Origin of the sequence: Corallincola platygyrae, assembly GCF_039544265.1 — a bacterium.
Classification (GTDB): Bacteria; Pseudomonadota; Gammaproteobacteria; order Enterobacterales; family Neiellaceae; genus Corallincola; species Corallincola platygyrae.
This window is the reverse complement of record NZ_BAABLI010000006.1, coordinates 89,020-102,114: the sequence shown is the minus strand read 5'-3', so window position 1 is coordinate 102,114 and position 13,095 is coordinate 89,020. Positions and strand designations below refer to the sequence as shown.

Here is a 13,095-nt window from a genome sequence, read left to right as displayed (position 1 = left end):
TTTAACTATGTTTAAGAGGTGAATAAACTGACAACTTAGCTATCTCGGTGTTTAGTGGTAGCCCCTGAAGGAAGACAGGGTTTTCCATGAAAAGCCTCACCATCGCCGCTCGTTTATACATCACCATGGCCAGTGTTGGCCTGCTTCTTCTCGCCATCACCATGCTCTACAGCTATCAACACGAACGTGCCCTCGTTGATGAGATGGCGATTGACCATATCAATACCTTCAGTGAAAGCTACTTTGAAGCAATCAACACCTTGATGCTCAGCGGAGGCATGGCGCAAAGAAAAATACTGCAGGACAAAATGCGCTCCCAGGAGAACATTGTTGAGCTTCGACTGATAAGGAGCGAAGCCATCACCTTAATCTATGGCCCTGGCATGGAGGACGCAGCCCCGATAGATGAATGGGATCGGCTGGCACTGACGGGTAAAAAAGTGCTGGAGCAAACCTCAGTTGACGGACTCCCAGTTTTTACCCTGGTAAATCCGATTGTAATGAAGCAAGACCACAACGGTATTAACTGCCTGACCTGTCACTTTAAAAGCAAAGAAGGAGATATTGCCGGCGCAGTACGCGTCTCCTATTCAATGGAGGAGACCTACAGCAGTATCAATATGTCGATGTGGCGCCAGGTCGGTATTCTTGCAGTTGTATTTGGCATCGGACTGGTTTTACTGGCATATGTATTCCGCCATTACGTCACCGTACCACTTAACAGCTTGCGGCGTGCGCTCTCCGCCAGCGCCGATCATAACGACCTCACAACCCAATTTGATCTGCACAGAAATGATGAGATTGGTGAGCTTAGCCTGTCGCTGGCCAAGCTGACTCAAACATTCAAAACCAGCCTTGAACAGCTTCGCAGCAACTCTTCCGAGTTAACCCAAACAGCTGAAGACCTTCGTGCTACTGCGGTCTCGACAGATAAAGCCGTTCAGAAACTGAAGCAGGACAGCGGCATGATGGTCGGCTCGGTTGGTCAAATGGAGCAAGCAGCCGAAAGCGTCAAACAAAATGCAGAGTTTACCGTTGAGCGCTCAACCAGTGCCCAATCCCAAGCCGAGCAAGGCACTGATGCTGCCCACGCGGTTGTGGCCGAGATCCGGGAACTGGTCGCTTCCGTCGCCTCTGGCGCAGATACAATTGCAGCACTTGAACAGCGCTCAGAAAACATGGCCAGTGTGCTCAGCGTTATTACTTCCATTGCCGAGCAAACTAACCTGCTGGCGCTTAACGCTGCCATTGAAGCAGCCCGCGCCGGTGAACAGGGACGTGGCTTTGCCGTGGTTGCCGACGAAGTGCGTGCGCTGGCCAATCGCACCCATGACTCAACCCAGGAGATCAACACCATCATCACCGAGCTTAAAGCCGAATCGGACCGCGCAGTGACAATTATGGCGAACGCCAATACAGCAGCCTCTGATTCAGCAGGTAGTATTGAGCAATTAGCACAGACGCTGCAGACAATCGCGGACCAAACCAAAGAGATAAATACCCTGAATGCGCAGGTATTTGATGCGGCATCAGATCAGCGCAGTGCGATGGAATCCCTGACCAAACATATCTCTGACATCAACGACATTGCGGAGTCGTCCGCTGAAGATTCAGCGATTGACAATGAGATCAGCGAACGAGTGGTTAAGCTGGTGCATTCCCTCGATGAGATGATCAGACAATACAAGCTTTAGCAGTTTACTTGTTTTTCATCAGTAGCAAGGTCAGGTAGATCTTGGAGGGAATCAGAAGGAACAGGCCTGCACCTATGGTCAGACTGATAATCAGTATCCCCTTTACACCCATGGTAACGCTGATATCCGTCCAGATCGCCATCGCCAAACCCACACATACCAATAGCGCCCCTAGCCCACAAAGGCCCCAGAGCACGCGATTTAGTGTTTGACTCGACATTGACATCTCTTTCTCGCCCCAGTGTATCCACGCCTACCAGCATCAGTTCATCACAACTGACCTCAACTCTTGCTGATTTAGATTAATCTTTATCGCCCCAGGCCATTTGTTAATTAGTTGTTACATGTCCCGCTCGATAAAACACAGTTTTGGCGCTTAAATGGCATGAAACAAGCCAAGTAAATTAGATGTGGGTAGCTTAGCAATGGAAAAAACCAACGTGGGAAGATGGATAGGGGCACTCGTGTTGCTCCAACTGGTATTGGGCATATATGTCAACTTTGCACTGACCGCCCCACTCTACGGCGAACCCGGGTTTGCGGTTAATGGCGCCAAGGTCGCCAACCATATCGGCGCGTCTGTATTGCTGGCAGTGTTCGGTAGCCTGGTATCTCTGACTGTCGCCAATCTGGCATACGGCACATTCAAAGCCCACAACCCAGTGTTGGCACGTGGCTATATGATGCTGGTCTGTATCAGCGTTACGTTAGTATTGGTGGAAAATATCAACACCATGGCACTGGTATCCTTCAGTCAAACATTGGCACAGGCAGATCCCACCAGCCAATCCACCATACAGGCATTACCCTCACTGTTTGCTGCTTACCGCAACTGGGCGCACTATATCGGATTGATTATGTCTGGGCTGATGCTACTGGCCTTCTATCTGGTGCTATTCAGATACCGTTTGATCCCAATGCTACTGGCGGGGTTTGGCATACTCGCCGTGCTGTCCCAGCTAAGCTCTGTCAGCCGTCCGCTGTTTGGCCTGAAAGTAGATTTTATGCTGATTGCGCCGCTGGCCTTGAGTCAGTTACTGCTAGGCTTGTGGTTGATTTTTAAAGGCTTCAATTCTCATCAAGAAACAGCGGTTTCTCCAGCAAAAGTTTAAACGCAAAAAGCCAGCCCAATTGTATATACAACTAGGGCTGGCTTCTTCTTACCAAGATACTCTTTTACTCAGAAGTTAACCGATGGATTGACCGAGAGCATGCTTAAGCTACCGCTTTTTCCAGGATCTGACGGCTTTCATTCAGAGTAATTGCCTGGCTTTCGCCCAGCGCTACCATGCCGTTTTGCTCCAGTTGACCGACGATAGCGTCAATCGCTTCCGCTTTTGAAGATTCATGTTCAGTGAGCTGAGTTGCAACATCCAGGCTGTGGAAGAAGGCTTCGATAGCTTGCACAGTGCGTTCGGCTAAATCATCGCCGTCAGCCAGACCGAATACATTGCGGCCCATCTGCTCAACTTTACCCTGCTTAGTCGCCATCTGGTTACGCAGCAGTGACGGCTGCACAATAGCTAACGAGCGGGCGTGATCAACACCGTATAACGCGGTCAGTTCGTGGCCGATCATATGGGTCGCCCAGTCCTGTGCTACGCCAGCACCGATCAAACCATTCAATGCTTGGTTAGCAGTCCACATCAGGTTGGCGCGCCAGCTATCGTTATCACGATCTGCAAACTGTTCACCTAATCTCTTCAGGTTCTTCAGCAGCGCTTCAGCGTAACCGTCCTGCACCATAGCATCGGCTGGGAAGGTCAAATACTGCTCACAGACGTGAACCCAGGCATCAACAATACCGTTCACCAGTTGGCGCTCTGGCAGCGTTTTCATCACATCTGGGTCCATAACAGCAAACTTAGGCTGTACTGCTGGAGCCAGGAACGCCAGTTTGGTGTGGGTTTCTGCGCGGGTAATAACCGCACCCATGTTTGACTCGGAGCCCGTCGCCGGCAGGGTCAATACCGCGGCCAAAGGCACCGCAGTTGTTACCTGGTGTTTGCCTTCCAGAATATCCCAACCTTCGCCATCGTAATGGGATGCGGCAGCAACATACTTAGAGCCGTCGATGACGGAACCGCCACCCACAGCCAAGATGAAGTTGATACCTTCAGACTTAACAATGGCGACCGCCTTATCCAGGGTCTCTTTAGTTGGGTTTGGTTCAACGCCCGAGAACTCCTGCCAAGGAATATCTTTCAGCGCTTCTTTTACCTGGTCGTAAACACCGTTGCGCTTAATTGAACCACCGCCGTAGATAACCAATACCTTGGCGTCTGCTGGCAATAGTGAAGGAATAGATGCGATTTGGCCCTGGCCGAACTGAATTTGCGTTGGGTTTACATAAGAAAATTGCATGAAACTCGTCCTCATTTCTATCAAAACTGGTTTGATGGCAGATGGCCAAACGATAAAAGGTGGTTGGCCAGCTCAAATCTCGAGATGCATATTAGTCGCAGCAAGAGCATCGATAAAGGTTAATACCTACCTTTATATTGCCTATTTCTATCGCTGCAGGTATTTTACCAACTCCTCACCTACTGGCGGGCGAAGTATGCAGCTGTCTAACTTAATGAATCAATATGTCACCTACGCAGGCCTTGAGTCACTCGAGTGCGCGACCAGCACAACCATTGAAGGTGTGCATTTCTATCGCGCCGCAAAGAGTAGCGCTCGTCAGCCACTGCTTTATCAATCGGGCATTATCATTATGGGGCAAGGCAGAAAAATGGTGCACTTGGGCGAACACGCCGTTGCCTATGGACCGGGAGATTATCTGGTTTTGGGGGTGCCGCTGCCCCTTGAGTGTGAAGCCATCGCCGAAAATGATCAGCCGCTGTTGGGATTGTCCATTGATATCCCCCCGGCTCTGCTGCACCGCTTAGTTAATCAACTGCAATCTATGCCCTCTACACCATCCAGCAGCAGAGAGCGCGCGGCTAAAATGCAAAACCAGTGTGGACTGCAATCTGACAAGATGGACCCGGCGATGCTCAATGCCGTAGAGCGCTTGCTGAAAGCCTTGATGCATCCAACCGATGGCAAGATCCTCGGCCCGATGATCGTCGAAGAGATCATCTATCGAATTCTGATCGGCCCACAAAGTCATACTCTGATGGGGCTGGCACAGTTTGATGGTCACTATGCCCGTATCGCCAAAGCACTGACCCGGGTTCATAGCGATTACGCGCAGCAAATTACCGTGGACCACCTGGCCGAAGAGGCAAATATGAGTGTGTCAGCGTTCCACCGCGCATTCAGAGATGTCACCCTGGAGTCGCCTTTGCAATATCTGAAGAAGGTACGTTTGGCTAAAGCCAAAGAGTTGATTATTAATCAGGGGCAAAGAGCGGCTGATGCCGCTCGGCAAGTGGGTTACGTGAGCCCATCTCAGTTTAGTCGCGAGTTCAAACGGCACTTTAATCAGACACCAGGGGCGCTTGCTATCGGCTAATAGTTTTGTGCAAAAGCACGTTAGGATTTCTTAGGCTTTTCTGAGATCCAAAGATTGATCGTGCCCTTCACCACTACGGTATCGTTCACATCGTATGCTGTCACAGTCACGGGCATGTCACCCGGCTGCCAGGCAGACTGATCGACTTCAGCCACGCAACGAATATCAGACCCCGCTTTGGCGGTGTAATCCAGGGTCATGCCCTTGGGGATCCATCGCAAGTGTTTTGGGATCGATGCTTCAGCCATCGTCCCCATTGCCATCTCCAGGCCATTGGCAATCGCAATGACATGCACTGTGCCAATATGATTTTCGACACCACGACGCTTTTTGATCAGGCATTCACACATACCCGGGCGAACATTAGTAATGCGAGGGCTGATGGTTCCGAAATAGGGAGCGCGACGGCTTATCACTTTTCCGAACAGCCAGTCCCCCATAGGTAGGTACTTAAGTTTGCGAAAGCTTTTTAGAACGTAATTCTCAGCCACCCGGAACTCCTTATATTTATTCTTATTTTCAAACTGGTCCGATGTGTTAGCGTAGCAGCTTTGGCAATACATGCAAATAGAGGTGGATGGGCATACGCCCCACAGGTTGAGGCAAAATTTTCTTAGGAGAGGGTTTTGATTAGCAGAGGAATCCGCTTAGCTGAACTTGAGAATCTTATCCTATTCTCCCTTGGGGATAAGATTGAGATGATGGGTCTCTTCGATAGGATGAATACCCCTCTCCTAGGAGAGGGGTATTCATGAACATGCCAGTATTACTTCCCAGGCAGCTTCTCTATCAACTGCGGTACCACATCAAACAGGTCGCCCACTAAGCCGTAATCCGCGACGTCGAAAATTGGTGCTTCAGGATCTTTGTTCACCGCAACCACTACCTTAGCGTCTTTCATGCCGGCAATATGTTGGATCGCCCCTGAAATACCCAGTGCAATATACAGATCTGGCGCAACAATCTTCCCTGTCTGGCCCACCTGAAAATCGTTGCCGATAAATCCTGCGTCTACTGCGGCGCGAGATGCACCAACCGCAGCCCCCAGATGGTCAGCTAACTGCTCAACCAAACCAAACTGCTCTGCGCTTTGCAGCCCACGTCCGCCTGATACGACGACTTTTGCGCTGGCTAGCTCTGGGCGCTCACTCTCAGTTACCTGCTCGCCTACAAAGCTGGAGAGTTGATTTTGAGAAACCAGCGCGGTGATATCTGCCGCAACCATTTCGACAGTTGGCGCCGCGGTGGCGGCTTCAGGTAACGCAAAAGCTGATCCTCTAACGGTCAGCACTCTTATATCGTCATGGCTTTTCACTCTCGCCATGGCATTGCCTGCATACATGGGGCGAACAAAAACGTCATCATCCTCAAATGCCACGACATCAGACAACATGCCCACATCCAATAACGCAGCGACGCGGGGCAGCAGGTCCTTCGCAAACGTTGAGGCGCCAGCAAGCAGATAACTATACTCCCGCGCCAGAGTAACCAAAGCAGGAGCAAGTGACTCCGCTAATCCATGCTCCAGCGAAGCACTTTCCATAATCCGTATCTTTGCCACGGGTAAGGTCGACATACCATCTGCGAGTGCCGCCACCTGGGCGCCCCACAGCAACAGCTCTGTTTGCTGAGAAAGCTGGTTCGCCGCTGAAATAGCTTTTAATGTCGCATCGCTTAGCTCGCCAGATTGAAGTTCGGCTATTACCAAAGTGCTCATTAGAATATCCCCGCTTCGTTAGTCAGCTTGCTTACCAGCTCATCGACACTACCCACCTTTACACCCGCTTGCCTGACAGCAGGTGGCTGCATTGAAAGCAGTTCGGTGTGAGTTTTGATATTCAGCGCAGATAGATCCACAGACTCCGATTCCAATGGCTTCTGCTTGGCTTTCATGATGTTTGGCAATGAGGCGAATCTGGGGGTATTGAGTCTCAGATCCGTGGTGATAACCGCGGGTAACTTCAATGACAGTGTTTGCAGGCCAGTATCCAGCTCTCGCGTAACCTCTACGCCGCGCTCTTTTACTTCAACCTTTGAAGCAAACGTTGCCTGCGACCAACCCAGTAACCCAGCCAGCATCTGCCCGGTTTGATTGTTGTCGCCATCTATCGATTGTTTACCCAGCAAAACAATTTCGGGGGTTTCCCGCTCAACCACCATACGCAGCAGTTTTGCGATATTTAGTGGCTCCAGCGTTTGCTCTACATCCAGATGAATAGCCCGATCAGCCCCCAAAGCCAGTGTAGTTCTGAGTTGCTCCTGACTGGCCTTATCACCAATCGCCAGAGTAATGACTTCTGACGCGATGCCTGCTTCCTTTAGTTGAACGGCCTGTTCTACCGCTATTTCGCAAAATGGATTTACAGCCATCTTTACGCCGTTAAGCTCAGCGCCACTGCCATCGGGCTTAAGCCTTACTTTGACGCCAGGGTCGATAACACGCTTAATCGCGACCAATATCTTCATGCATGCCTCTGCTTGTTCCGCTACTTTTTGATTACTGCTGTATGAGCGAGTTGCCACTATTAAAACCTGCGATCAGGATAGTTACCGTTGACGTTAACGTAAACCTGTATCATGGTGATGTAGTAATCAAAATCTGTAAACGGAACTGAACGAGATGACACGAGAGCAGATGCAAGTGGATGTACTGGTGGTAGGTGCAGGGCCGGCAGGCCTGTCTGCAGCTATACACCTCAAGCAGCTAAAGCCAGAACTATCTGTCTGTGTACTGGAAAAAGGCGCTGAAGTTGGCGCGCATATTCTTTCGGGTGCCATCTTTGACCCCATCGCATTGCAGGAACTAATGCCAGACTCTTGGCAACAAGCGCCTCTGGGGGAATCCGTTAAACAGGACCATCTGCTGAAGTTGAGTCCAACCTCCTCACTGAACGTGCCCCACTTGTTGGTCCCCAAAGCCTTGCACAATAAAGATTGCCATATTCTTAGCCTCGGTAAGTTATGCCGTTGGCTGGCAGAGCAGGCTCAGAGTTTAGGCGTGGACATATTTCCCGGCTTTGCCGCCAGTGAAATTCTTTACGACGACACTGACCAAGTGATTGGTGTAATCACCGGTGATATGGGTCGAGATAAACAGGGAGAACTCAAACCCGGCGGCATGCTGGGCATGGAAATCATCGCACAGCACACCATTGTCGCAGAGGGATGTCGTGGTCATTTGGGTAAAGAGTTAATAGAGCGCTACCAGCTCAATACCGGCTTTGACCCGCAACACTATGCGCTGGGGTTTAAAGAGGTATGGCAGGTCACTGACGAGGTTTATCAGGCTGGGAAAGCCGAGCATACCTTCGGCTGGCCGCTGTTATATACCCAAGATAAGGTAAACGGTGGCGGTTTTATCTACCACGGCGAAAACAATCAGGTTTATCTTGGGCTAATCGTCGATTTGAATTACCAAAATCCACACCTGGACCCGTTTGAGGAGTTCCAACAGTTCAAGCGTCATCCGCACATTCAGGAACTGTTAAAAGGTGCTGAGCGCATCAGCTATGGCGCTCGCACCATTGCCAAGGGCGGCTGGCATGCCCTGCCCCAGATGCAATTTGCTGGCGGCCTGCTGATTGGTTGTGACGCCGGTACACTCGATGGCGCACGTATTAAAGGCTCTCATACTGCGATGAAATCCGGGATCTTGGCGGCTGAGCTAATAGCTGAGCATTGGGGCTCTCCTATCGCCCTGTCTGCTTTCGGCGAATTGGTTAAACGCTCCTGGTTAGGCAAAGACCTCTACAAACATAGAAACGCCGTGGCCAACCTGCATAAATTCGGAGCCTTAGTTGGGGGCGCGCTGAACTGGGTAGAACAGACGCTGCTTGGCGGCAAACACAGCTGGCATGTACACGACAAAAACCAGGACCATAGTCAGCTAAAAACTGCAGATGAATGCCCTGCTATCGATTATCCAAAACCAGACAAGGTGACCACCTTTAACCGCACCGCGTCGCTGTTTTTAGCCAACCTGAATCATGACCATGATCAACCTTGCCACCTGCAGTTAAAAGACGATGCAATCCCTATCCAAGTAAACCTGCCCAAGTTTGCCGAACCAGCCCAGCGCTACTGTCCAGCAGGTGTGTATGAAGTAATTGACGTTGAAGGAGAACAGCGCTTTCAGATTAATGCTCAGAACTGCCTGCACTGTAAATGCTGTGATATTAAAGAGCCGCAACAGAACATCAACTGGGTAACGCCTGAGGGCGGATCCGGACCACAGTACGGAGAGATGTGATCCAGTCAAAAATCCTGAGCTGAATAATACGCTAGCCTTATAAAGTCTGCGTAATGTAAAAGGTTATTATTCTTGCTTCTGTTTTCTGCGCGCGCTTGGTTGGCTACCCTGCTCTATATCGTTTGTTTCGCCCTGACTGCGGAACAAAAACAGAGAGAAGCACATTTGGTGATCGGTGTTCAGGATTTCGAGGACTATCAGCCTTATTCGTATTGGCTTAACGGCCAATACAAAGGCTTTAACCGCGAGCTGTTTGATCTTTTCAGTGACTTTATAAACACCCGGATCCTTTATCAGGCCTTTTCGGTAAAGCGTCGCAGCATGGCATTGGTTGAAGGTGATGCGAGCGCGGTTTATCCAGATAACCCAAACTGGGCAATGGCCACCAAAGCAAAACACACTATCGTTTACAGCCAACCCGTGGTGTCATTTGTTGATGGCATATTTGTACAGAAAACCAGTCACAACCTGAAAGTGAGCGAGCTGAAGCGCCTGGGTGTTCCTCTTGGTTTTACGCCAACACCCTACCTTTCATCGATAGAACTTGGGGTGATCAAAACCCATTATGATGCGAACCTGGGGGTGCTGCTGAAAATGCTCGATGAAGGGGCTCTGGATGGCGTCTATATCAATAAGGCGGTCGCAGAGCACTGGCTAGCAAACAACCCAGACATTGCTCAACGACTGACATTTGCAAATCAGCTGCCCTACATAGAGGACAGCCGCTATTTGAGCAGTCGCGATAATGGTGAACTGATTGACCTGTTTAATCACTTTCTTAAAACAAGGGCGGCTGCTATTGACGCCCTGAAGTCTAAATATGGACTGAAGTAGTCATAATCAGATTATTCTGCAACACGCGTAAGAGTCGCCAATTCAATACCACCAATGCCCATCAGTTTTAGTTCAGTGGCGCTGGCAGAATAGGTTTTGACCTGGTCAAACAACTTAAACAGCGCTGCCTCGGCTTCCATTCCTTTTGCACACATCATGCTGGTGGTCGCGATAGGGCTGAAGGTCAAAGATCCTTTCTGTTTACTATCTGCCTCATAACTGCCGTTCAGCCTGTTGCATCCTCCTGTTCCCGTGACACTGCCACTGGTTAAAAATGACAGGCTGGGCTTCGCCATATCCGGTACGACATCGATTGATTGCCCAGCCACCGTTGCCAGTTCCCAGCTTCCGATCAAGGAGTAGCTATCACTTGATTGACTGGGTGTAACTTTCTGCATCATCAACTTGTTTTCTGATCCCGCAAACGGGTCATAGGCCTGGGTAGTGGTAAATAGCAGTTGCTCATCCAGACGGATCTGAGCGCGAAGGTTGTAGCGAGCTCGGCTATCAATCTTCGACTCATCGTAACTAATCTCGAATGCGTAAGGCGGTGCGTTTTCCAATACCGCGCTGAATTCACCCAGCACTTCACTCGGTGCATCAGCTTTAGAAACATCTTCGAGAAACACGATTAGCTCTGCTCCCGGTGCCAAAGCAATACGCTCACGATAAAACGCCTCACCCACGATTTTGGCCATTTTAGCCTCAGCTGTAACCCCAGATTTAACGTCGCCCTCGGTGGGAGCTTTTTGCTGACTTTGATCACAACCGACCACCGCAAACAGACTGATAAATACCAATGCAATTGCATATTTCCAGCAAGCGCGCATGCCTGCCTCCTTAGATAGCTTTAGATGGAAACAACAGATAACGAACGATTCACGAGAAAGGGGCTGAACAGAAAGCAGTTATAGGTGCTCAATCTCTATTCTATTGCGACCATTGGCCTTCGCACGATAGAGCGCAACATCTGCACGCTCAACCAACGACTCAACGTTGTCGCCCGCTCTGTATCCACTGACACCGAAACTGGCGGTTTGTTTACCCACGGTAGAAAAATGATTAGCTTCTACACGGCGATGGAGTTTTTCCGCCAACAGCGCGCCCTGCTCTTTGGCAGTATTGGGGCAAATAACCATAAACTCTTCGCCACCCCAACGACCAACAATGTCACTCTCCCTGACCTGCGCTTTAATCAGCTCAGCCAACTCGATCAACACACTGTCACCCACCTGATGGCCAAAGTTGTCATTGACCCGTTTAAAGTGGTCAAGATCCAGCATAATCACCGAGAACTTCTCTCCATATCGCTCTGCGCGTTTGACCTCTTGAGCAAGGCTACGGTCGAGCTTGAGCCTGTTATTCAGTTGAGTGAGAGAGTCAGTTTCAGAGATGCGCTCGAGCTGGGCATTCTTCCGCGTTACCTCTTTCACCATTGACTGGTAGATATGATTGGCTTCGCTTAGCTGACGGTGAATATCCGCAAGATAATCCAACTCAGCCACATCAAGATTTACTGGTTGTTTGCCAGGTTTTTCCGAGCTATGGACTGCGTCATGTACCATCTGCGATAACTTAGCGATAGGCTCAACAATCTTGTTCGCCAACTGACGAGAGCGCAGCATCAGGTAAACAAAGAACATCAGATAGAACAGCACCATAAAAGCGATGGCGGCGTAACCGATCTGACTTGAAATGCGGCGCTGGTGATATATCTCCTCGAACACCACAGCTTTGGGAGTCACCATAACCAATAACCAATTGGTGGTTTCGATGCCGTTAACCACCAGAATGTAGCCTTCACCATTCAGTTCAAACTCTTGTGGACCACTTACCTTTGCCTTCTGCAACGCCTGTTTCAGTAACTGACTCGAGTCCGAATCATTCTGATAAAGGTTAAATTGCCAGGGTTTCACAATGGTCTCCGTGATCACCTCGTTGTACTCATGGGTGGTCAGTTCCTGAATACCTAGTAGCACTTCGATCTCTGGTGTCATAGATAACACGGTACCTGTGTCATCCAATATCATGGCGCCACTTTGCCAGGGCAAAGAGAGACTCTCCAACGTTTGGGTTACCTGTGGCAGGGTAATATCCAGCCCCGAAACGCCCTCCAGAAAATCACCTCGATAAATGGGGAAGATATTTGAAATCATCCAACCCTGACCTGCCGGGTCAAGATAGGCATTGGTCCAAACTGGCTTTCTGTCGGGGTTATGTTTGGCATCAGCCAGATAGTAGAAGTTGTAATCTTCCATATTGATGTGCGGGCCGTACTGGTCTGCAACATTATCAATATAGGGATAAAGCCGGTTCATATTGTCCCAACTATTAAAATAGGCAGCGACAATACTGTCATGCTGATCAACCACCTGCTGCAGAAGTGGATCCATCTCTTCTGTCTTTACAGCTTTTTCCAACTGTTCGGAACCAATGATTGTTTCAGCAGAATAATAAAGGCTCGCCCCCTCACCTCCTTTTTTCACCCAGGCACCATTTTCTGCTGTTTCAAAGTCCGGCTCATTCGCCACCATGACATGATCAAAATGGGTAAACAGATATTGGTGGTGCGCCTGTAGTACGGAACCTACTCGCTCAATTGCCGTTAAATGCTCATCAATCACGTGCACCTCAGCAATAGCCAGCTCAGCGATGTTGAGTTTGGCGGAATCCAGCGCAATACGGATGTTTCGTTCGGCGATGTAATGGGTAATACCGAAATAGAGCAGCAACAGTGCCACTTCGATAACAAAGATAGGAATAAGAGACGAGCGCAGAAACTGGGAATATACCAGTTGCCTGAGACTTCTAGAGCGGCGCGATTTGGTTTGAGACACGGTCGGCACTTCCTGCTCCAA

12 protein-coding genes are annotated in these 13,095 nt (G+C 49.8%); 5 read left to right on the top strand and 7 right to left on the bottom strand.

The features are described from left to right. The first annotated feature begins 86 nt into the window (after positions 1-86). On the top strand, positions 87-1,694 hold the full coding sequence (locus tag ABEA14_RS04195; protein WP_345338609.1) for a methyl-accepting chemotaxis protein: 1,608 nt from the start codon (positions 87-89) through the stop codon (positions 1,692-1,694). 4 nt (positions 1,695-1,698) lie between these two features. Here ABEA14_RS04195 and ABEA14_RS04190 read toward each other — a convergent pair whose 3' ends face one another. After that, positions 1,699-1,914: a hypothetical protein gene (locus ABEA14_RS04190; protein ID WP_345338608.1), complete on the bottom strand. Its 216-nt coding sequence runs from the start codon at positions 1,912-1,914 to the stop codon at positions 1,699-1,701. Between the two features lie 205 nt (positions 1,915-2,119). Between ABEA14_RS04190 and ABEA14_RS04185 the strand changes: the two genes are divergently transcribed. Next, positions 2,120-2,806: a DUF4386 family protein gene (locus ABEA14_RS04185; RefSeq protein ID WP_345338607.1), complete on the top strand. Its 687-nt coding sequence runs from the start codon at positions 2,120-2,122 to the stop codon at positions 2,804-2,806. Positions 2,807-2,909: 103 nt separating this feature from the next. Here ABEA14_RS04185 and ABEA14_RS04180 read toward each other — a convergent pair whose 3' ends face one another. After that, on the bottom strand, positions 2,910-4,058 hold the full coding sequence (locus ABEA14_RS04180) for an iron-containing alcohol dehydrogenase (RefSeq protein WP_345338606.1): 1,149 nt from the start codon (positions 4,056-4,058) through the stop codon (positions 2,910-2,912). A 214-nt stretch (positions 4,059-4,272) separates the two neighbouring features. On the opposite strand from ABEA14_RS04180, the gene ABEA14_RS04175 reads away from it, so the two are divergent. After that, positions 4,273-5,154 (top strand): AraC family transcriptional regulator, encoded by an 882-nt coding sequence (locus ABEA14_RS04175; protein WP_345338653.1) that lies wholly within the window; start codon positions 4,273-4,275, stop codon positions 5,152-5,154. A gap of 20 nt (positions 5,155-5,174) precedes the next feature. Here ABEA14_RS04175 and ABEA14_RS04170 read toward each other — a convergent pair whose 3' ends face one another. The 3 genes from ABEA14_RS04170 to ABEA14_RS04160 all read right to left on the bottom strand — a co-directional run bounded on the left by ABEA14_RS04170 (position 5,175) and on the right by ABEA14_RS04160 (position 7,620). Next, entirely contained in the window at positions 5,175-5,594 is a 420-nt protein-coding gene (locus ABEA14_RS04170) for a hotdog fold domain-containing protein (protein WP_377776201.1), read from the bottom strand. Positions 5,595-5,920: 326 nt separating this feature from the next. Beyond that, complete coding sequence (locus ABEA14_RS04165) at positions 5,921-6,871, bottom strand: electron transfer flavoprotein subunit alpha/FixB family protein (RefSeq protein ID WP_345338604.1); 951 nt, start codon at positions 6,869-6,871, stop codon at positions 5,921-5,923. Next, the gene (locus tag ABEA14_RS04160; protein WP_345338603.1) at positions 6,871-7,620 is read right to left on the bottom strand and encodes an electron transfer flavoprotein subunit beta/FixA family protein; all 750 of its coding nucleotides are present in this window, start codon (positions 7,618-7,620) and stop codon (positions 6,871-6,873) included. Before ABEA14_RS04160 ends, ABEA14_RS04165 begins: the two co-directional genes overlap by 1 nt. Positions 7,621-7,774: 154 nt before the next feature. Here ABEA14_RS04160 and ABEA14_RS04155 point away from each other — a divergent pair, with 154 nt between their 5' ends. Both ABEA14_RS04155 and ABEA14_RS04150 read left to right on the top strand, forming a co-directional pair. Next, on the top strand, positions 7,775-9,403 hold the full coding sequence (locus ABEA14_RS04155; RefSeq protein WP_345338602.1) for an electron transfer flavoprotein-ubiquinone oxidoreductase: 1,629 nt from the start codon (positions 7,775-7,777) through the stop codon (positions 9,401-9,403). Positions 9,404-9,475: 72 nt separating this feature from the next. Beyond that, positions 9,476-10,237, top strand: a complete 762-nt coding sequence (locus ABEA14_RS04150; protein WP_345338601.1) for a substrate-binding periplasmic protein — start codon at positions 9,476-9,478, stop codon at positions 10,235-10,237. A gap of 11 nt (positions 10,238-10,248) precedes the next feature. Here the strand turns inward: ABEA14_RS04150 and ABEA14_RS04145 are convergent, their stop codons facing one another. Together ABEA14_RS04145 and ABEA14_RS04140 are read right to left on the bottom strand one after the other, a co-directional pair. Continuing rightward, on the bottom strand, positions 10,249-11,067 hold the full coding sequence (locus tag ABEA14_RS04145; RefSeq protein WP_345338600.1) for a YbaY family lipoprotein: 819 nt from the start codon (positions 11,065-11,067) through the stop codon (positions 10,249-10,251). Positions 11,068-11,145: 78 nt separating this feature from the next. Then, on the bottom strand, positions 11,146-13,083 hold the full coding sequence (locus ABEA14_RS04140) for a diguanylate cyclase (protein WP_345338599.1): 1,938 nt from the start codon (positions 13,081-13,083) through the stop codon (positions 11,146-11,148). Between the last annotated feature and the right edge of the window lie 12 nt (positions 13,084-13,095).

Bases quoted from the DNA above. Each gene is read 5' to 3' on its own strand.
- ABEA14_RS04195 (WP_345338609.1), top strand. From the start codon at position 87: ATGAAAAGCCTCACCATCGCCGCTCGTTTATACATCACCATGGCCAGT.
- ABEA14_RS04190 (WP_345338608.1), bottom strand. From the start codon at position 1,914: ATGTCGAGTCAAACACTAAATCGCGTGCTCTGGGGCCTTTGTGGGCTA.
- ABEA14_RS04185 (WP_345338607.1), top strand. From the start codon at position 2,120: ATGGAAAAAACCAACGTGGGAAGATGGATAGGGGCACTCGTGTTGCTC.
- ABEA14_RS04180 (WP_345338606.1), bottom strand. From the start codon at position 4,058: ATGCAATTTTCTTATGTAAACCCAACGCAAATTCAGTTCGGCCAGGGC.
- ABEA14_RS04175 (WP_345338653.1), top strand. From the start codon at position 4,273: ATGAATCAATATGTCACCTACGCAGGCCTTGAGTCACTCGAGTGCGCG.
- ABEA14_RS04170 (WP_377776201.1), bottom strand. From the start codon at position 5,594: ATGGGGGACTGGCTGTTCGGAAAAGTGATAAGCCGTCGCGCTCCCTAT.
- ABEA14_RS04165 (WP_345338604.1), bottom strand. From the start codon at position 6,871: ATGAGCACTTTGGTAATAGCCGAACTTCAATCTGGCGAGCTAAGCGAT.
- ABEA14_RS04160 (WP_345338603.1), bottom strand. From the start codon at position 7,620: ATGAAGATATTGGTCGCGATTAAGCGTGTTATCGACCCTGGCGTCAAA.
- ABEA14_RS04155 (WP_345338602.1), top strand. From the start codon at position 7,775: ATGACACGAGAGCAGATGCAAGTGGATGTACTGGTGGTAGGTGCAGGG.
- ABEA14_RS04145 (WP_345338600.1), bottom strand. From the start codon at position 11,067: ATGCGCGCTTGCTGGAAATATGCAATTGCATTGGTATTTATCAGTCTG.